17 protein-coding genes are annotated in these 19,760 nt (G+C 60.5%); 16 read left to right on the top strand and 1 reads right to left on the bottom strand.

Features of this window, described 5'->3' with window-relative positions; translation table 11 throughout:
* Window positions 1–33: 33 nt before the first annotated feature.
* Window positions 34–1,491 carry an NAD-dependent succinate-semialdehyde dehydrogenase gene (locus ACMXYH_RS17385; protein ID WP_415764276.1) on the top strand — a complete coding sequence of 486 codons (1,458 nt, stop codon included), beginning with the start codon at window positions 34–36 and terminating at the stop codon, window positions 1,489–1,491.
* A gap of 25 nt (window positions 1,492–1,516) precedes the next feature.
* Window positions 1,517–2,596, top strand: coding sequence for a tartrate dehydrogenase (locus ACMXYH_RS17380; RefSeq protein ID WP_415764275.1), 1,080 nt, complete (start codon window positions 1,517–1,519; stop codon window positions 2,594–2,596).
* 123 nt (window positions 2,597–2,719) lie between these two features.
* Here the strand turns inward: ACMXYH_RS17380 and ACMXYH_RS17375 are convergent, their stop codons facing one another.
* Window positions 2,720–3,646: a 2-hydroxyacid dehydrogenase gene (locus ACMXYH_RS17375; RefSeq protein WP_415764274.1), complete on the bottom strand. Its 927-nt coding sequence runs from the start codon at window positions 3,644–3,646 to the stop codon at window positions 2,720–2,722.
* A 272-nt stretch (window positions 3,647–3,918) separates the two neighbouring features.
* Here ACMXYH_RS17375 and gabT point away from each other — a divergent pair, with 272 nt between their 5' ends.
* From gabT to hemN, 14 genes are all read left to right on the top strand, one after another.
* The gene (gabT, locus tag ACMXYH_RS17370) at window positions 3,919–5,211 is read left to right on the top strand and encodes a 4-aminobutyrate--2-oxoglutarate transaminase (RefSeq protein WP_415764272.1); all 1,293 of its coding nucleotides are present in this window, start codon (window positions 3,919–3,921) and stop codon (window positions 5,209–5,211) included.
* 95 nt (window positions 5,212–5,306) lie between these two features.
* Window positions 5,307–5,963 (top strand): HAD family hydrolase, encoded by a 657-nt coding sequence (locus ACMXYH_RS17365; protein ID WP_415764271.1) that lies wholly within the window; start codon window positions 5,307–5,309, stop codon window positions 5,961–5,963.
* 45 nt (window positions 5,964–6,008) lie between these two features.
* Window positions 6,009–6,497: an Lrp/AsnC family transcriptional regulator gene (locus tag ACMXYH_RS17360; RefSeq protein WP_008055821.1), complete on the top strand. Its 489-nt coding sequence runs from the start codon at window positions 6,009–6,011 to the stop codon at window positions 6,495–6,497.
* 533 nt (window positions 6,498–7,030) lie between these two features.
* On the top strand, window positions 7,031–7,669 hold the full coding sequence (locus tag ACMXYH_RS17355) for a DUF4198 domain-containing protein (RefSeq protein ID WP_415764269.1): 639 nt from the start codon (window positions 7,031–7,033) through the stop codon (window positions 7,667–7,669).
* A gap of 28 nt (window positions 7,670–7,697) precedes the next feature.
* Window positions 7,698–8,903, top strand: a complete 1,206-nt coding sequence (locus tag ACMXYH_RS17350; protein WP_415764267.1) for a DUF1624 domain-containing protein — start codon at window positions 7,698–7,700, stop codon at window positions 8,901–8,903.
* Window positions 8,904–8,969: 66 nt separating this feature from the next.
* On the top strand, window positions 8,970–10,313 hold the full coding sequence (locus tag ACMXYH_RS17345; RefSeq protein ID WP_415764266.1) for an OprD family porin: 1,344 nt from the start codon (window positions 8,970–8,972) through the stop codon (window positions 10,311–10,313).
* A 20-nt stretch (window positions 10,314–10,333) separates the two neighbouring features.
* Complete coding sequence (locus ACMXYH_RS17340) at window positions 10,334–10,579, top strand: hypothetical protein (RefSeq protein WP_129444745.1); 246 nt, start codon at window positions 10,334–10,336, stop codon at window positions 10,577–10,579.
* 96 nt (window positions 10,580–10,675) lie between these two features.
* Window positions 10,676–13,237 carry a nitrite reductase large subunit NirB gene (gene nirB / locus ACMXYH_RS17335; protein ID WP_415764265.1) on the top strand — a complete coding sequence of 854 codons (2,562 nt, stop codon included), beginning with the start codon at window positions 10,676–10,678 and terminating at the stop codon, window positions 13,235–13,237.
* A complete protein-coding gene (gene nirD, locus ACMXYH_RS17330) occupies window positions 13,237–13,614 on the top strand; it encodes a nitrite reductase small subunit NirD (RefSeq protein ID WP_129444743.1) in 378 nt (125 codons plus the stop codon). Before nirB ends, nirD begins: the two co-directional genes overlap by 1 nt.
* A 40-nt stretch (window positions 13,615–13,654) precedes the next feature.
* Window positions 13,655–14,095 (top strand): CBS domain-containing protein, encoded by a 441-nt coding sequence (locus ACMXYH_RS17325; protein ID WP_415764264.1) that lies wholly within the window; start codon window positions 13,655–13,657, stop codon window positions 14,093–14,095.
* A 189-nt stretch (window positions 14,096–14,284) separates the two neighbouring features.
* Complete coding sequence (locus ACMXYH_RS17320) at window positions 14,285–15,589, top strand: IS4 family transposase (RefSeq protein WP_415764263.1); 1,305 nt, start codon at window positions 14,285–14,287, stop codon at window positions 15,587–15,589.
* Between the two features lie 802 nt (window positions 15,590–16,391).
* Window positions 16,392–16,835, top strand: coding sequence for a CopD family copper resistance protein (locus ACMXYH_RS17315; protein ID WP_415764262.1), 444 nt, complete (start codon window positions 16,392–16,394; stop codon window positions 16,833–16,835).
* Between the two features lie 116 nt (window positions 16,836–16,951).
* A complete protein-coding gene (locus ACMXYH_RS17310; RefSeq protein ID WP_415764261.1) occupies window positions 16,952–18,298 on the top strand; it encodes a coproporphyrinogen III oxidase in 1,347 nt (448 codons plus the stop codon).
* 21 nt (window positions 18,299–18,319) lie between these two features.
* Complete coding sequence (hemN, locus tag ACMXYH_RS17305; protein ID WP_415764260.1) at window positions 18,320–19,708, top strand: oxygen-independent coproporphyrinogen III oxidase; 1,389 nt, start codon at window positions 18,320–18,322, stop codon at window positions 19,706–19,708.
* Window positions 19,709–19,760 lie beyond the last annotated feature (52 nt).

Below are 19,760 nucleotides of genomic sequence, written 5' to 3'. Positions count from 1 at the left end.
AGACTGGAGCGTGTCTCGGATCAGGACTCGACCATGCTCAATAATCGTTTGAAAGACCCCAGCCTTTTGGCAGAACTCGCCTATGTCGACGGGCAGTGGACCGGCGCCGACAACGCCGCGACCCTGGACGTCATTGACCCGGCCAGCGGTCAGTTGATTGGCCGCGTACCGGCGATGCAAGGCGCGGAAACCCGTCGCGCCATCGAAGCGGCCGAAAAAGCCTGGCCGGCCTGGCGCGCTCGCCCGGCAGCGGAACGTGCGGCGCTGCTGGAGCGCTGGTATCAGGCCATGATCGACAACCTCGACGACCTGGCGCTGATCATGACCTGCGAACAGGGCAAACCGTTGAACGAAGCCAAAGGCGAAATTCGCTACGGCGCCGGTTTCGTCAAATGGTTCGCCGAGGAGGCCCGGCGGGTCTACGGCGAAACCATGCCGGCCCCCAGCGGTGACCGCCGACTGCTGACGCTCAAGCAACCGGTGGGAGTTTGCGCCGCGATCACCCCGTGGAATTTCCCCAACGCGATGATCACCCGTAAATGCGCACCAGCCCTGGCGGCCGGGTGCCCGATCATCGTCAAACCCTCGGACCTGACGCCGTTGTCAGCCCTCGCCCTGGCGGTGTTGGCCGAACGGGTCGGCATCCCGGCCGGGGTGTTCAACGTGTTGACCGGCATGCCCGCCGGGATCGGCGAAGAGCTGACCGGCAACCCGAGCGTGCGCAAGATTTCCTTCACCGGCTCCACCGCCGTCGGCCGCTTGCTGATGCACCAAAGCGCCGAACACATCAAGCGCTTGAGCCTGGAACTGGGTGGCAACGCGCCGTTCATTGTGTTCGATGACGCTGACCTTGAGCAGGCGGTGGCCGGCATCATGCTCAGCAAGTTTCGCAACGCCGGGCAAACCTGCGTCTGCGCCAATCGCATTCTGGTGCAGGATGGCATCTACGAACGCTTCGCCCAGCGCCTGGTGGAGGAGGTGGGCAAGCTCAAGGTCGGCAACGGCCTGGACGCCGACGTCACCATCGGTCCGCTGATCAATCCGGCGGCGGTGAGCAAAGTCGCGCGGCACATCGACGATGCCCTGAGCCAGGGCGCGCGTTTGCTCTGCGGCGGCATGCCCGCGGGCGACAGCCAGTTTGTCCAGCCCACGGTCCTCGGCGAAGCCCACGCGGGCATGCTGTTGGCCAACGAAGAAACCTTCGGCCCGGTGGCGCCGCTGATGCGTTTCACCTTTGAGGCTGAAGCCCTCGCGCTGGCCAATGCCACGCCTTACGGTTTGGGTGCCTACTATTTCACCCAGGACTTGCGTCGTTCATGGCGTTTCGGCGAGGCGCTGGAATTCGGCATGGTCGGCCTCAACACCGGGATCATTTCCATGGAAGTCGCGCCGTTCGGCGGTATCAAGCAATCGGGCCTGGGCCGCGAAGGCAGCAAGTACGGCCTGGACGAATACCTTGAAGTCAAAGCCTTCCACATCGGTGGGCTGTAATTCACAGACACGGGGAGGCAGATTGATGAGCAAGACATTCAAAATCGCCGCGATTGCCGGCGATGGCATCGGCAAGGAAGTCCTGCCGGAAGGGCTGCGAGTATTGGAGCGGGCCGCGAAGAAATGGCAGCTGGTTCTGAGCATCGAAGTGCTCGACTGGGCGCATTGCGATTACTACCTGGAACACGGGCAAATGATGCCCGACGACTGGTTCGAACAGCTCAAGGGCTTCGACGCGATCTACTTCGGCGCCGTGGGCTGGCCGGACAAAGTGCCAGACCACATTTCCCTGTGGGGTTCGCTGCTCAAGTTCCGTCGGGACTTCGATCAGTACGTGAACATTCGCCCTGTGCGGCTGTTCCCCGGCGTGCCGTGCCCCTTGGCCGGACGCAAGCCGGGGGACATCGATTTCGTGGTGATCCGCGAGAACACCGAGGGCGAGTATTCGTCGGTGGGCGGCAAGATGTTCGAAGGCACCGAGCATGAGTTCGTGCTGCAAGAGTCGGTGTTTACCCGACGCGGCGTGGACCGGATTCTCAAGTTCGCCTTCGAGCTGGCCCAGACCCGGCCGCGCAAGCGCCTGACGGCAGCGACCAAGTCCAACGGGATTTCCATCAGCATGCCGTACTGGGACGAGCGCACCGCATTGATGGCGGCGCAGTACCCGGACATCACCTGGGACAAGCAGCACATCGACATTCTGTGCGCGCGTTTCGTGCTGCAACCGGACCGGTTTGATGTGGTGGTGGCGTCGAACCTGTTCGGCGACATTCTGTCCGACCTGGGGCCGGCGTGTGCAGGGACCATTGGTATTGCACCGTCGGCCAACCTCGATCCCGAACGCCGCTTTCCGTCGCTGTTCGAGCCGGTGCATGGCTCGGCGCCGGACATCTATGGGCAGAACATCGCCAACCCGATTGCGATGATCTGGTCGGGGGCGTTGATGCTGGATTTCCTGGGGAATGGAGATGAGCGCTATCGCGCGGCGCATGACGGGATTTTGCAGGCGATCGAGGATGTGATTGCCAATGGGCCGATTACGCCGGATTTGGGAGGGAAGGGGTCGACTCAGGAGGTTGGCAAAGCCATCGCCGACATTCTTTAAACCCACCGCCCAACCAATGTGGGAGCGAGCTTGCTCGCGAAAGCAGTGTATCAGTCAACGATGATGTTGGATGTTAAGCCGCCTTCGCGAGCAAGCCCGCTCCCACATTGGATCTGCGAGTGTTCAGTAACCTTGGGTGCGATCGATTTGGCCCACCATCGGCTCGCCTCTTTGATGCCGCCGAATATTCTCCAACAACACCCCAAACGCACTCTCCGGCTGCGTCATCGCTGCAATATGCGGTGTCAGCAGAATCTGCGGATGGTCCCAAAACGGATGATCCGCCGGCGCCGGTTCTTCCAGTAGTACATCGAGCACCGCGCCACTGAGCTGCCCGCTGTCCAGCGCCTCCAGCAGATCACTTTCCACCAGATGCCCGCCACGGCCCATGTTGATCAACGCCGCGCCATGGGGCAATTGCCGGAACAACTCACGATCAAGAATGCCCTGGGTCTGCTCAGTCAGCGGCAGCACGCACAGCAGAATGTCGCACTGGCTGAGGAACGCCGGCAGTTGCTCGCGCCCGGCATAGCATTCCACGCCAGCGACCTGATGCGCACTGCGCGCCCAACCCGACAAGGCAAAGCCCAACGGCTGCAATGTCGCCAGAATCTGCTGAGCCTGGGTGCCAAGGCCCATGACCCCGATCCGGCGCGTGGTCGCCGGTTGCAGCAAGTGCGCTTGCCAGCACCGCGCCATTTGCTGCTGGCGATAGCGAAGCATGTCCCGGTGCAGGCTCAGCACCGCGAAACTGGCGTACTCGCACATGCCGCGGGTGATGCCGGGGTCCAGCAGGCGCACCACCGGCAAGCTCGCGGGCAAGCGACTGAGGTCCAGTTGATCGACCCCGGCGGACAACGCGAACAACACTTTCAGATTTGGCAGCAGCGTTTCCAGATCATCCGGTGCCTGCCATGCGGCCAAGTATTCAATCTCAGACGGATCACCGATGTCCGGCCAGGCGCGCCATTCGATATCCGGGGCGTGTTCGGCGAACAGCGCTTGCCACTGTTCGCCGCGCACAGGGTCAGCTTTATAAAGCAGGGCCATGGGCATGTCCTGAAGGATGAAGGTGCTGAACATCATCGCGCAATGCCAGCGCAGGATCTGTCGAAAGGGCCGGGTTAAACGGGTTTCGTGATGTTCGATCGGCGACGGCCCGGCAGATTCGGCGGGTGAAAGGAATCTGCCGTTTGGCAGGGTGAAAACAGTCGATCCGAATTTCTCAGGGGCCAAGTTCGGCGTAGATCGTTTCGCGCAAGGCTTAACCTGAACACCATCGCAACCACCTCCCGGTTGCCGGACTCACGATGGGAAATGCCATGAATAGCAAAGTCGACGAAACCCCTCATTTGCTTCGTCAGCGCGATCAATTCGTGCCGCGTGGCCTGGTTACCGCTCACCCGTTGGTGATCGATCGCGCCCAAGGTGCCGAGTTGTGGGACGTGGACGGCAAGCGCTACCTGGATTTTGTCGGCGGCATCGGTGTGCTGAACATCGGTCACAACCACCCGAAGGTGGTCGCTGCGGTGCAGGCGCAATTGCAAAAGGTATCTCACGCCTGTTTCCAGGTGGTGGCCTATAAGCCATATCTCGATCTGGCCCAGCGCTTGTGTGAAATGATCGGTGGCAAAGAAGCGTATAAAGCGGCGTTCTTTACCTCCGGTGCCGAGGCGGTGGAAAACGCGGTGAAGATCGCCCGCGCTCACACCAACCGCTCGGCCGTGATCGCCTTCCGCGGCGGCTTCCACGGCCGTACCTTGCTCGGTACCACGCTGACCGGCATGAGCCAGCCGTACAAGCAGAACTTCGGGCCGTTCGCGCCGGAGGTCTTCCACACTCCGTATCCGAATGCCTATCGCGGCGTCACCAGCGAGATGGCGCTCAAGGCCCTCGACGAGTTGCTGGCCACCCAGGTTGCCCCTGAGCGTGTCGCCGCGATCATCATCGAACCGGTGCAGGGCGACGGTGGTTTCCTGTCAGCGCCGGCGGAGTTTCTCCAGGCCCTGCGCGCGCTGACGGAAAAACACGGCATCGTGCTGATTCTTGATGAAATCCAGACCGGTTTCGGCCGTACCGGGAAGTGGTTCGGTTTCCAGCACGCCGGCATTCAGCCGGACCTGGTGACCGTCGCCAAGAGCCTGGCCGGTGGCTTGCCGTTGTCCGGGGTGGTCGGCAAGGCCGAGATCATGGACGCGCCGCTACCCGGTGGCCTGGGCGGCACGTACGGTGGCAATGCCTTGTCTTGCGCCGCCGCGCTGGCGGTGATCGAGGCTTTCGAGCAGGAACAATTGCTGGCCCGCAGCGAAGCACTGGGCGAGCGTTTGTGTCAGGGGCTGCTGCGTTTGCAGGCCCGTCACGGGCAAATCGGCGACGTGCGCGGCGCCGGGTTCATGCTGGCGATCGAATTGATCAAAAATGATGAGGCCCGCTCGCCGGACGCCGACCTGAATCAGCGACTGATCGATGAAGCCCGGGCCGGTGGTTTGCTGGTGATCAAATGCGGTGTGTACCGCAACGTGTTGCGCTTCCTCGCACCGCTGGTGACCACCGAAGAACAGGTCGATGAAGCGCTGCAGATTCTTGAAGCGGCGTTGGCACGGGTCTTGAACTGAGCTCATGCCTGCTCGGGGCGGTGCCACAAGGCATTGCCCGTGAGCGTTTATGGAGCATGGATTGATGGAATACATCATCGGAGGCTTTGCGCACCATGGGGCTGACTGAATATCGAGCACTGCTCATCGATTGCGATGAGGTCCTGGTCGATCGGGACTCGGGTGTCTGGACGGCACTGCAACCGCTGCTGGACAGCCGAGGCGGTCATCTGGACAAGGAACAGGTGCTGGCCGAATACAGCGAGGTGGTGCGTGCGCTCTATCCGCGTTTCGCTGAACTCGGCTTTAGTGGCGTGCTGTGCTTCGCCCATCGCCAGCTGGCCGAGCGCTGGGGCCTGAAAGCCAGCTGGGAGGAGGGCATGAGCTTTGCCCGTTCGGCGGCCGGCTGGTCGCTGTTCGAGGACGCGCCCGGGGCGATGTTGTACCTGCGCAAGTTCTACCGCTTGCTGGTGCACGGCGACCGGGATGCCGAGGATCGAGGGTTGCTGTGTGAGCGACTGGGGATCATGCCCGACGATTTCATCTCACTGGCCAGCGACCCGTTGCTCGATCCAGAGTGGTTGAAGGCCAACGAACTTGAACCCGGCAGCATCCTGCACGTGACCCGTCCTTCGGCCGGTCGACAGGCGGCCAAAGACGTGTGCCTGATCTGTCGCGGCCGCTCAAAACACCCCACGTCCTGCGCGGCGGATTACTGTATTAACAGCATGGCGGATCTGGTGGCTCAGCATCAGCTGTCTTTACGGCGCTGATTTTGCTAGAAGATTGTCTTACAAACGGCAGTCAAGAGGTACGCAATGGAAGGGTTAGTCAAACTGGACCGAATCGACATCAGCATCCTGGTGGAGCTGCAAAAGGACGGGCGCATGACCAACGTCAGCCTGGCCGATGCGGTGGGGTTGTCGGCCAGTCCCTGCCTGCAACGGGTCAAACGGCTTGAGTCGGCCGGGTATATTTCCAGCTACAAGGCGCACCTGAACCTGGCCAAGATCACCGATTCGGTGACGGTGTTTACCGAAATCACCTTGAGCGACCACAAGCGCGAAGACTTCGCCAAGTTCGAATCCAACATCCGTCTGGTGGACGAAGTGCTCGAATGCCATTTGATCAGCGGTGGCTACGATTATCTGGTGCGCTTCATGACCCGCAGCATCCAGCATTATCAGGAAGTGATCGAAAGCCTGCTGGACAAGAACATCGGCATCTCCAAGTACTTCAGCTACATCGTCATCAAGTCTCCGGTACTCAAGGACGGCGTGCCGCTGCGCAAGCTCCTGCGCCACTGACAGACTCCAATCTCAACACCAACACGAATCCCCTGTGGGAGCGGGCTTGCTCGCGATAGCGGTTGATCAGTCGACATCTTTACCGACTGACTCGCCGCCATCGCGAGCAAGCTCGCTCCCACAGTTGTTTTGCAGTTCGCGACGCACTGTGTTTGGACATGGGGCCTCTGGAACTGCCTAAGGCGCTTCATGCTGGCGCAGTCCGCATAAACAGCTGTTTGCTGCCTGCAAAACAGTCTTCAGATGCGCCGCGACCGATGAATACAGAACAACGCGCAAAAGTCTCTGCGGTGTAATGCGTTCAGAGAGAGGGGAGCGGTTTGTTGTCTTGCTGGTTTCGATAAAACGATGCGGCTGCAATGACCCGCTGAATAACACCAATCGGAGCGTAAAAAAATGCGAATGAGCAACGCAAAAGCACTATTGGGTACGGCGTCATCCTGCTGGCGAGCAGCAGCGAGGCGCATCAAATCTGGTATGAACAACCACCCGGGCAACCCCTGGCGTTGTACTACGGGGAATATGACAAGAACATGCTGGAAGTCACGCCGGGCGGGATGGACCGGTTCCAGCAACTCAAGGGCTGGTCGATCAGTAACCGGTCCCAGCCGTTGACACTGACCTTGCAGCGTCAGGCCTTTACGGTGGCGCATCAAACCCGGGCAGATGACTCGCTGCTGGCCCAAGACCCGCACTATCCGATCTTCGATATTCATGAGGCGGACAAGGCGCTGAAGACTCACTGGACGCCAGCGACCCGTTGGGTCGGTGACTTGCGCGCACGCACCCCGGAACTGACCCTGGACATCGTGCCCACCGGTGTCGCCGATGCAGGCAAGGCGCAGTTCCAGGTGTTCTATGCGTCCAAACCGTTGGCCGACCAGGACGTGGTGCTGGAAACCGGTTCCGGTGAAGTGTTCACCCAGCGCACCGACGCCGCGGGCAAAGTCAGCTTCGATCTGCCGTGGCAGGGCACCTATGTGGTGGCTGTGGAATACAAGGACCGCACGCCCGGCGAGCGCATCAGTCCTCAAGGCAAGGCCGAACCGTTCGATATAAAGAGCTTCAGTTCGACATTGTCGTTCTATCGATCACAGGGCCAGACGCCGTTGCCGCGCGCGCCGTCGCAGCTGCCGGCATCGGAAGTCGCCAGGCTGAAGAAACAGGCCTGACCCCTCGACCACTACATGAGTGACTGATATGACCCCATCTTCAGGATTGGCAGGGCCGGCGACAACCGCTTCCCCTGCGCTTGCAACCAGTGCCGTCAAGGCCAACACCCGCATGCTGGCGATCGACGCCCTGCGCGGTTTCGTCATGCTGTTGATGCTGATCGACCATGTGCGGGAAACTTTTCTGCTGCACCGTCAGGTCACCGACCCGATCGATGCGTTGAGCGTCACGCCGGACCTGTACTTCACCCGCATGCTCAGCGAAATATGCGCCCCGGCATTCATCTTCCTCACCGGTTTGTCGGCCTGGCTCTACAGCCAGAAACACACGGCGAAAGAAACCTCGGTGTTCCTGCTCAAGCGCGGGTTGTTCCTGGTGTTTCTCGAAGTTACCTTCGTGTGCTTTGCCTGGAACGCCGAGTTCCCGCCCAAGACCCTGTGGCTGCAGGTGATCTGGTGCATCGGCATCTGCATGATCGTGCTCGCCGGTTTGCTGCACTTCAAACGCAGCTGGCTGATCGTGCTCGGCGTGGCCATTGTCGCCGGGCACAACCTGCTCGATGGCGTGACCGTTGGGCCGGAGTCGCCGTTCTTCGTGCCGTGGTCGATCCTGCATCAGCGGGTGTTCATCGACATCACCGAATTCACCCGGGCCCGCACCACGTACCCGGTATTGCCCTGGATTGGCGTGATCCTGCTGGGGTGGGGGATCGGGCCGTGGTTCGGCAAGGACATGGACCCGGCCGAGCGGATTTCCCGCCTGCTTAAACTGGGCGTCGGCCTGCTGGTGGCGTTCGTGTTCATCCGTTACCTGAACGTCTATGGCGAGAAGCCCTGGGTGCAAACCGGTGATTCGCTGCGCACCTTCATGAGTTTCATGAGCGCCAAGAAGTACCCGCCCTCGCTGATGTTCCTGATGCCGACGATTGGACTTTCGCTGATCTTGCTGGCGCTGTTCGAGAAGCTGCAGGATCGCTGGTCCACCGCGACCCTGGCGATTTACGGCGGGGCGCCGATGTTCTTCTATTTGCTGCACTTGTACGTACTCAAGGCCATGTACCTGGTGGCAGTCGCGATCTGGGGCGCCAATCAGGGTGCCTACTATGGCTTCGACAACCTGCCCACGGTGTGGCTGTGGAGTGTGATCCTCGGGGTGTTGCTGTTCTTCCCGACGCGCTGGTTCGCCAACCTCAAACAGCGCCGCCGCGATATCGCGATCCTCAAATACCTCTGAGTTGACCTATGGTGTCCCCCGTTCGGCGGGACACCTTGCAGACCCCGAATTCTGTGGAGTTGCACTGTGAAAACCCTATCGACGCACACCCTGCTATTGGCATTGGGCGGGCAGTCCCTGCTCGCCCTGGCTTCAGAGCAAGACACCGCAAAAGGCTTTATCGAGGACAGTCAATGGAGCCTGCTCAACCGCAGCCTCTACGACCGTCGCGACTATGAACACGGCTCACTGAGCAATGGCGCGCGCAATGCCTTCAAGCCCCGCGCCGAACGCAGCGACCTGGCCGAGGAGTGGGCCTACGGCCTGATGGCCGATTTCACCTCCGGCTACACCGCCGGCACCGTGGGGCTGGGCCTGGACGCCCATGTCTATTCCGGCTGGCAACTGGACAGCGGCGGCGGGCGGGCCGGCAAGGCGCGGGTGTTGGGCGTGGACAATGACGGGCACCCCAAGGATGAGTTCAGCCGTGGCGGCGCCGTGGCCAAGCTGCGGTTTTCCTCGACTGAACTGCGTTACGGCGAGCAGCGGGTGAAAACCCCGGTGTTCGGTTCATCCGACAGCCGCTTGCTGCCGGAGACCGCCACCGGCTGGCTGCTGACCAGTCGCCAATTGCCCGCCACCACCCTGTATGGCGGGCACTTCAACGAAAGCACCGACCGCAACGCCACCAGTCATGACCAAGGCTTTGTGGTCAATTACTCCAACGGCAAACAGGGCGACAGCTTCGACCTGGTGGGGGTGCGCAACACGGCGGTCAAAGGGCTCAACGCCAGCCTGTTCAGCGCGGACTACGCCGACACCTGGCGACAGCACTACCTGGGCGCGGTTTACACCCAGCCGTTGGCGGAAGGCCAGGACCTGATCTTTGATCTCAATCTGTACCGAACCCAGGACACCGGCAAGGCCTTGTCCGGCCGCATCGACAACACCACCTGGAGTTTGCTGTCGACCTACAAGCTCGGTGCCCACAGCTTCGGCCTGGGTTATCAAAAGGTCGATGGCGACACGCCTTTCGATTACGTGACCCGTGGCGCGATTTACCTGAGTAACGCCGTGGCACTGTCCGATTTCAACGCGCCCCGGGAGGCTTCCTGGCAAGCGCGCTACGACCTGAACATGGCCGGTTACGGCATTCCCGGCCTGACCTTCGGCGCCCTGTACGTGCGCGGCAGCGGTATTGACGGTACGCACATGGACCCAAACGGCGGCTACAAATGGCTGGGCTACGGGCAGGGCGGCAAGCACTGGGAACGTGATCTGCAGGCCAAATACGTGGTGCAGTCGGGCGTCGCGAAAAACCTCGCGTTCAGCCTGCGCCATGCGGTTCATCGCGCGAATGCGGCGCAAGCAGAGCTGGACGCCAATCAGATCCGCCTGGCGATCGAATACCCGCTGGGTGGCAAATTCTGATCCGGAACGGGATCGCCTTTGTGCACTTTTATAAGGCCGCGCAACACGCCTCTGCACTATGCGAAGGCAAACATCGGGCGTTCATGGACACCCGTGGTCAACGTTTACTGGCGCAAGGACTGCCAATGGCCGACTGGCACAAAGTCTGCAAGACACTGTTCAGGCCCACTGTGAACACAGTCGAGTGGGCAGCCCCCTCGGTCAACGACGATCGATTGGCCGAACAGGTCGCGGGCAACATCGGTGAATCCGGCATAGATGCCTGACTTAGCACCGTAAACGAACAGGCAAAGACGCCTGGAACCGCAAGGTTTCAGGCGTTTTTTTTTTGCTTTTTGAACAGCTATCGACGGGTGTCTCTTATGAATTCCAATGTTGCCACTTTGAACAAGCTGCAAACGCTGATCGTGATCGGCAATGGCATGGTCGGACATCATTGTGTCGAACAGCTGATCGAACGCGGTGCCCTTGATCACTATCGGCTGCACGTGTTCAGCGAGGAGCCGATGCGCGCCTACGACCGTGTGCACCTTTCCGAGTATTTCTCCGGCCGTGATGCCGAGTCACTGGCCCTCGGTGAAGCCTCGCTGTACCAGACCCCGGGCGTCACGTTGCATTTGGGGGTGCCGGTCCTGGAAATCGACCGCGCCCGCCGCCAGGTGATCACCGCGCAAGGCTGTGTCTCCTACGACAAATTGGTGCTGGCCACCGGGTCCTATCCGTTTGTGCCACCGATCGAAGGCGCCGAGGGCGATTCGCGCCTGGTGTATCGCACCCTTGAAGACCTCGACGCCATTCGTGCCGCGGCAAGCAACGCCCGACGCGGTGTGGTGGTCGGCGGTGGCTTGCTGGGCCTGGAAGCCGCCAACGCCCTGAAAACCCTGGGGCTGGAAGCCCATGTGGTGGAATTCGCCCCGCGCCTGATGCCGGTGCAGCTGGACGAATACGGTGGCCTGGCGCTCAAGGCGCAGATCGAACGCCTCGGCGTCGGTGTGCACCTGTCGCGCGGCACTCAATCGATCAGCGCAGGCGAGGAATACCGCTACCGGATGAACTTCGCCAATGACGAATTCCTTGAAACCGACCTGATCGTGTTTTCCGCCGGTATCCGTGCGCAAGACGCACTGGCCCGTCAATGCTCGCTGGAAGTCGGCCCGCGCGGCGGCGTTGTAATTGACGATCAATGCCAGAGCAGCGATCCGAACATCTATGCCATCGGCGAGTGTGCGGCGTGGAACGGCAGCATTTTTGGCCTGGTCGCCCCGGGCTACCAAATGGCGCGCAGTGTTGCCGCACTGCTGTGCAATGAAACCGCCGAGCCGTTCATGGGCGCGGACATGTCGACCAAACTCAAGCTGCTGGGCGTCGATGTCGGTTCCATCGGCGACGCCCACGGCAGCACGCCAGGCGCACGCAGTTATCAGTTCATCGACGAAACCACGGCCAGCTATCGACGCCTGGTGGTGGACGCGACCGGCAAGCACGTACTCGGTGCGGTGCTGGTCGGTGACAACAGCTATTACGACACGCTGCTGCAATACATGCAGAACGCGATTGCGCTGCCGGCGGAACCCGCCAGCCTGATTCTGCCGTCGTCCGAAGGCGCGCCGACCCTGGGCCCGGGCGCGTTGCCCGAAGCGGCCACGGTGTGCTCGTGCCACAACGTCACCAAGGGTTCCATTTGCTCGGCCATCGACGGTGGTTGCACCGACCTCGGCCTGCTCAAGTCGCAGACCAAGGCTTGCACCGGTTGCGGTGGTTGTGCCGGGCTTCTCAAGCAGGTTTTCGAACATGAGTTGATTGCTCGTGGCGTCAGCGTCGACAAGAGCCTGTGCGAACACTTCGCCTATACCCGTCAGGAGCTTTATGCGCTGGTGCGGGTAGAAGGGGTGAGCACCTTCGAAGAACTCCTGGCCAAGCATGGCCGTGGCCACACCGGTTGCGACGTATGCAAACCGGCGGTGGGCTCAATCCTCGCGTCGTGCTGGAACCAGCCGATCATGGACGCATCGCTGGTGCCGCTGCAGGACACCAACGACACGTTCATGGCCAACATGCAGAAAAACGGTACCTATTCGGTGGTGCCGCGCATCCCCGGTGGCGAGATCACCGCCGACAAACTGATCGCGATCGGTGTGGTGGCGAAGAAATACGACCTCTACACCAAAATCACCGGCGGCCAGCGTATCGACCTGTTTGGCGCGCAGTTGCATGAACTGCCGGACATCTGGGCCGAGCTGATTGAAGCGGGTTTCGAAACCGGGCACGCCTACGGCAAATCGACCCGCACGGTGAAGTCCTGTGTCGGCAGCACCTGGTGCCGTTATGGCGTGCAGGACAGTGTGCAAATGGCCCTGACCATCGAGGACCGCTACAAGGGCCTGCGTTCGCCGCACAAGCTCAAGTTCGCGGTGTCCGGTTGCACACGGGAATGCGCCGAGGCCCAGAGCAAAGACGTTGGCGTGATCGCCACCGAGAAAGGCTGGAACCTTTACATCGCCGGCAACGGCGGTATGCGCCCACGCCATGCCGAACTGTTCGCCACCGACCTCGACGATGCGACCCTGATCCGCTACATCGACCGCTTCCTGATGTTCTACATCCGCACCGCCGACAAATTGCAGCGTACCTCGGTGTGGCGCGAAAGCCTGGAGGGCGGCCTCGATTACCTCAAAGACGTGATCATCCACGACAGCCTCGGGCTGGGTGAAGAGCTCGAGTCGCAGATGCAACTGGTGGTCAATCGCTATGAATGCGAGTGGGCCAACGCCCTCAAAGACCCGGAAAAACTCAAGCGCTTCCGTACCTTCGTCAACGATAAACGCCCGGACCCGGACATCCACTTTGTCCAGGAACGCGGCCAGCGGCGCCCGATCATGGCCGCCGAACTCAACCTTATCCCTGTTATCGAGGAGATTGCCTGATGAGCCAGTCCAATACCCAACGCATCGATTCCCTGGAAAACACCGAGGCCTGGCAAACGGTGTGCGAGCAACAGGACCTGGTCAGCAACTCCGGCGTTGTCGTATGGCTCGATGGCGCACAGGTGGCGCTGTTCTACCTGCCGGGTGCCGAGGGTCGGACCCTCTATGCCATCGACAATCATGACCCGCAATCTGGGGCGAATGTCATTGGTCGCGGGTTGGTGGGCAGCATCAAGGGGGATCTGGTGGTTGCTTCGCCGATCTACAAACAGCATTTCAGGCTTGAGGACGGTAGCTGCCTGGAGTACCCGCAACAGCGACTGCGTGTCTGGCCTGTGCGGTTGAACGCCGGCGCGGTGCAAGTCGGGGTGGCTTGAAGGTGGTCAACAGGATCGCGCAACGGTATCGGAGGCACTGATGAAAACAGCCGCACAATTGCTGAAACTCAAGGTCGTGCAAAACCGCCAGGTGCATAGCATCGCGCCCGATGAAATGGTGCTTGAAGCCCTGAGGATCATGGCCGAAAAGAACGTGGGCGCGCTTCCGGTGATCGAGGCCGGGCAGGTGGTCGGTGTGATCAGCGAGCGTGACTATGCACGCAAGGTCGTTCTGCAGGGGCGCTCTTCGGTTGGTACGCCGGTGCGCGCCATCATGAGCGCGCCCGTGGTGACCGCTGAAAGTCAGCAGAGCATCGAGCGTTGCATGGCGGTCATGACCGACAGTCATTTGCGACATCTGCCGGTGGTGGATGGTGGCGAACTGATTGGGCTGTTATCGATTGGGGATCTGGTCAAGGAAGCCATCGTCGAACAGGCGGATCTGATTCGGCAACTGGAGCATTACATTCGTGGGCACTGAACGGGGCCTCGCTGTTCACTTCAGGTTGGGGTACATATCCGTTTCTGCGGTGATGGCTGCTGGCGGTTTCGCTTTTACAGCCAGCCCTTTCAAGGTCTTTGATAAAATCCTCAAAACTCCAGTCAGGACGGCGAGACGATGTGGGCAGAAGTTTTAGCGCGGTTCGAGAAAAAAGCACCGGCCAGTGTCATGGCCAAATTGGTTTTGGAGCAGGCCGTTGCGGCAGAGTGGGTTGATCAGGTGTTCGAAGAACATCGTCAGCGCCAGTACCCGCGCGAGCTTTTGTTTTCGACCATTATTGAGCTGATGTCCCTTGTTTCTCTGGGTTTGCGGCCCTCCCTACACGCCGCCGCGCGGCAGATGGAGGATCTTCCCGTCAGCCTGGCGGCGCTTTATGACAAGGTCAGCCGAACCGAACCTGCGCTGTTGCGCGCGTTGGTAACTGGTAGCGCGCAGCGCCTGGCTCCGACGATTCAAGAATTGGGTTGCTCGGCCATTTTGCCTGGCTGGCAATTACGCGTCGTCGACGGCAACCATCTGCCTTCCAGCGAAAAACGTCTGGGCGCTTTGCGCCGCGAACGAGGTGCCGCCCGCCCTGGTTTTTCGGTCGTGGTTTACGACCCTGATCTCGACCAAGTCGTCGACCTTCAGCCCTGTGAAGATGCCTATGCCAGCGAGCGCGTCAGCGTGCTGCCGTTGCTGGAAAAGGCCACGGCGGGCCAGCTATGGATGGCTGATCGGCTCTACTGCACGCTCCCGGTCATGGAGGCCTGCGAAGATGCCGGCGCTTCATTCATCATTCGCGAACAAAGCAAGCATCCACGCCTGCTTAAAGAAAGCGACTGGCAGGAGCCTGTCCCGGTCGCAACCGGCAGCGTGCGCGAGCAAACCATCGAAGTAAAAGGCGGACGCCAGTGGCGGCGTGTCGAACTGAACCTGCAAAACCCCACCGAATCCGGCGACACCACGCTGTCCTTCTGGAGCAACTTGCCCGACACCATCAGCGCAGAGCAGATCGCCGATTTGTACCGACGTCGCTGGAGTATTGAAGGGATGTTCCAGCGTCTGGAATCGGTGCTGGACAGTGAAATCGAAACCTTGGGCAACCCCAAAGCCGCCCTGCTGGGGTTCGCGTCCGCCGTGTTGGCTTACAACGTTTTGTCCGTGCTTAAACGCAGTGTCGAACAGGCTCATTGCCAGACCCAACCCGAGGGCTGGGAAGCGTCGATCTTTCACCTGACGGTACAGGTTCGCAGCGGTTATGAGGGTATGCAAATAGCCTTGCCGCCAGAGCACTTATCCCTCCCCATCCCCGCAGGAGGGCTGGCTCAGTACCTGCTGACGCTAGCCCGAAACGTCCAGCCCAAAGCGGTCGCCAAAAGCAAACGAGGTCCGAAGGTGCTCAAGTCCAAAGAGTGGCTGGAGGGTAAGGCAGTGAATGCCCACGTGTCGACGGATCGGGTGCTCAAAGCCGCGAAAGTCAAAAGACCTTGAAAGGGCTGGCTTTTACAGCGAGTCACTTGGAAAAGCCCCAAGTAACCAAGGGCTTTTGCCCCTTTCGTTCGGTGGCTCGCCCAGGCTCGCCATGCCCTCGCTCCGGTCCTGCTCCGTGGGCCCGCCGCCATCGGCCATCCATGGCCGGGGGCGGCTAACCCGGCATCCATGCCGGGTTGCCCACTACGCAGAACCTCCACTCGGCCTCTCGAGGGGGCGTACACCGCAAACGCCAAAGCGAGGCGGCCTACCGGCCGGCCTGGGCTCAAGTGCACGCGTTCCCCTGTAGGAGCTGTCGAGCGAAGCGAGGCTGCGATCTTTTGATCTTGCCGTTGCTGTTGCTTTGCTTTGGCTTCAGATCTGCCGCCCCTTTCCCAGAGGCCGAACGCAGGCGTCGCGCAGGGGGCACCGCGGCTAGGATGCCGCGGTAGCCGCCCCCGGCCATGGATGGCCGATGGCGGCGGGCCCCCGGAGCAATGCCGGAGTGAGGGCATGCCGAGCCTAAGCGAGGCACCGAATGGCGGGGCAAGAGCCCTTGGTTACTTGGGGTTGGGCGGCATTCCGTATTTCCAAGTGACTCGCTGTAAAAGCGAAACCGCCAGCAGCCGCTACCGCAGAAACGGATATGTACCCCAACCTTAAGTGAACAGCATTACACGGTGAACAGGGGTTTTGCCGGTTTCTTGATCGGTGTCAACCGCATGCCCAGGCGGGCTCTGTAGTCTCCAGAGACCGACAGCCAGTGCGCTCCCCCCCAATGTTCGCCGTAGCGCGGGTTGCCTTGACCCAGGGCGAAAACTCCATGATCTACCCACTGATTCTGACCTTGCACCTGTTTGCCGCGCTGATCTTCATCGGCACGGTGTTCTTCGAAGTCCTGTTCCTGGAAAGCATCCGCAAACAGTTACCCGCCAGGGTGATGCTGCTAGTGGAGCAGGGCATCGGCCGCCGAGCCCGCACGCTGATGCCGTGGGTGCTGCTGGTGTTGTTCGGCGCGGGGCTGGGCATGGTCTGGTTGCGCTACTTGCCAGCCCTTGCCTCACCACTGGCCTCATCGTTCGGCACATTGCTGGCGTTGAAAATCGCAGTGGCCGTGAGTGTGCTGCTGCATTTCCTGGGCGCCATGTTGTTGTTCAAAAGCGGCCGGATGAGCCCGCGATACCTGCACTTCATCCATGGCAGCCTGTTCTGCCACATGGTCGTTATCGTGCTGCTGGCCAAGGGCATGTTTTACCTGACGTGGTAATCGGGTTTGACCGGTGCTCCGTTGTGCAGACACTTCGCTTGCGCTTGATGCAAATCAAGGAGCATTGATGGTTAAACCCGGAGACTGAAAATCCGCAGCCAGTCTCGGAGACCGTCATGCTCGATTTATTTCACAACCCCGGCGAGTTGATCGCTCGGTGCGATCAAGGCGTGCTTGACCCAAACTGTCACGCCGACACGCAAAAATTTCATGACGGTATTGGCTCTCTGGATCTGCTTCGTGCATTGCGCGTCAGCCGCCAGAAGTGCCGTCCGCTGTCCCTGAACGTGCAGCTGCCTTCCAGCCTCAAGCCGTCTTCCTGTTCCCCGCGCGATATCGCCGGCGAGCACAATGGAATCGAGCAGTACCTGCAGCGCCTGGAGCGTGAAATCGATCTCGTCGGTTGTCACCTCGGTGCAGAGCAACGGGTCGAGCAGTTTCATCTGGGGGGCGGAACACCCGCGCCTGCCCATCTGGAGCGGCTGATGAGTCATCTGCGTGGCCGGTTCAACTTTCTTGAACATGAAGGCGGTGACTACAGCGTCGAGGTGGACCTTCACCATACCGACTGGTCGACCATGGGGTTGCTGCGCGACCAGGGATTCAATCATGTGAGCATCGGCGTTCCGGATATCGACGCCGACTGTGACAGGTCGGTGGCCTGCTACCAGAACCCGGCGCCGATCCAGTCGCTCATGGATGCCGCGCGCACCTTTGGCTTTCGATCCATCAACGTCGATCTGGGTTTTGGCCATGCCTGGCAGACGCCAGACAGTTTTGCGCTGAAGCTGGCGACCATTATCGAGCTGGAGCCTGACCGGCTGATGGTGTTCGACTATGCCCGGCCGCCACGGCGCTATCGGCCGGTGCTCGGTGACAAAGTCAGAGCGCTGTGCCGCCAGGACGATAAAGGCGCGATGCGCCAGATCTGCTTTGATCAACTGATTTGCGCGGGTTATCACTACATCGGTCTGGGGCAGTTTGTCCGGCCTGATGATGATTTGGCGGTCGCCCAGGAGCGAGGCCGGTTGCGCCGTACCTGTGAGGGTTTTTCCCGTCACGGCTATTGCGATCATGTTGGATTCGGTTTGGGTGCCATCAGCCAGATCGACGATTTGTACACGCAAAATACCGACGAGATTGAACGCTATCAGCAGCAACTGGACATGCGGCAATTGCCGACGTGTCGAGGCTGGCGCTTCGAGGCGGGGGATCAGATCAGGCAGATGGTCATGGAGCGTCTGGCCTGTGATCAGGAACTGGATATCCGCGCCATCGAGAGGCGCTACGGTCTGGTTTTTTCCAAGTACTTTTCCTCTGTCTGGCCGTTGCTGGAGCAATTGAGCCGGGATGGGTTGATTGAGTTGTCAGACCGTTTCATCAGCATCCTTCCCGCCGGTCGGCCGGAAGTGGATGCCATCTGCAACCTGTTTGAAAAGGATTTGGGCGGTGCGAAGCATTAACCCATTGCGAGTTGATCGATCATGAACACGACATTTGATTTCAATCGCGCCCTGGTCGAAAAGTATGACCGACCGGGGCCGCGCTATACCTCTTACCCCACGGCACCGCAGTTTCACCAGGCGTTTGCCGTTGACGACTATCAGCGTGCAGCCCGTGACAGCAATCAGGTGGCCGCGCCGAAACCGCTGTCGGTGTACATCCACATCCCGTTCTGCAAAAGCCTTTGTTACTACTGCGCCTGCAACAAAATCATTACCCAGAAAACCCATCGCGCGGTCGAGTACCTGAAGTACCTCAAGCGTGAAATCGCGATGCAGGCGGCCTTGTTCGACAGCACCCGCAAACTCACTCAGTTGCACCTGGGGGGCGGCACGCCGACCTATCTGACCAGCGAACAGCTGGCGGACCTGATGGACTGCCTGCACCAGGTGTTCAACATGGATGACAGCGATGACCATGAGTTCTCCATCGAGGTCGACCCACGGACCATCAGCACCGAGCAGATTCAATCGTTGTGCCAGTTGGGCTTCAATCGTTTGAGCTTCGGCGTGCAGGATTTCGACCCCGACGTGCAGGCAGCGGTCAATCGCCTGCAAAGTGAAGAGCAGATTTATGCGCTGGTCGCTGCAGCGCGCGAGGCGCAATTCAAGTCGATCAGCGTCGACCTTATCTACGGTCTGCCACTGCAAACCGTGCAGAGTTTCGACGTCACCCTCAGCAAGATCATCGCGCTGCGTCCAGACCGGATTGCCGCCTACAGCTACGCGCATTTGCCGGAAATGGTCCGCGCGCAACGGCTGATTCGCCCCGCCGACATGCCGCCACCGGAGCGCAAGCTGGAATTGCTCGAGCTGACCATCCGCCGTCTGACCGAGGCCGGTTACGTCTATATCGGCATGGACCATTTCGCCTTGCCGGAGGACGAGCTGGCGCTGGCCCGGGCCAATGGCACCTTGCAGCGTAACTTTCAGGGTTACTCCACCCATGCCGACTGCGATTTGATCGGCCTTGGGGTGTCGTCGATCGGCAAGGTCGGCGACAGCTACAGCCAGAGCGTCAAGGAGCTTTCGCAGTACTACGCCCGTATCGATCAAGGGTTGTTGCCAGTGCATCGGGGTTATCGCTTGAACGCCGACGACCTGCTGCGCCGCGAGGTGATCAGCGACCTGATGTGCCATGGCCGTATCGCGTTCGACAAGTATGAGGCGCGTCATGGCATTCGCTTCACCGAGTATTTTGCCGAGGCGCTGGCGCAGCTGGGCGAGCATGTGCGCGATGGATTGCTGCAGATTCACCGCGACGAATTGGTGCTGCTGCCACAAGGGCATTTGATGATGCGCAGTGCCGCAATGGCGTTCGACGCCTATCTGGGTGGTGAACAAAAAGGGCAGTTTTCACGCACGGTCTGAGACCCTGGAGCCTAATGCTGATCAGTTAAGAAATTGCAGCCGCAACGCAAAC

This window comes from Pseudomonas frigoris (assembly GCF_047758635.1).
GTDB lineage: Bacteria > Pseudomonadota > Gammaproteobacteria > Pseudomonadales > Pseudomonadaceae > Aquipseudomonas > Aquipseudomonas frigoris.
The sequence above is the reverse complement of the archived record's forward strand: the minus strand, read 5'-3'. Positions and strand labels throughout refer to the sequence as shown.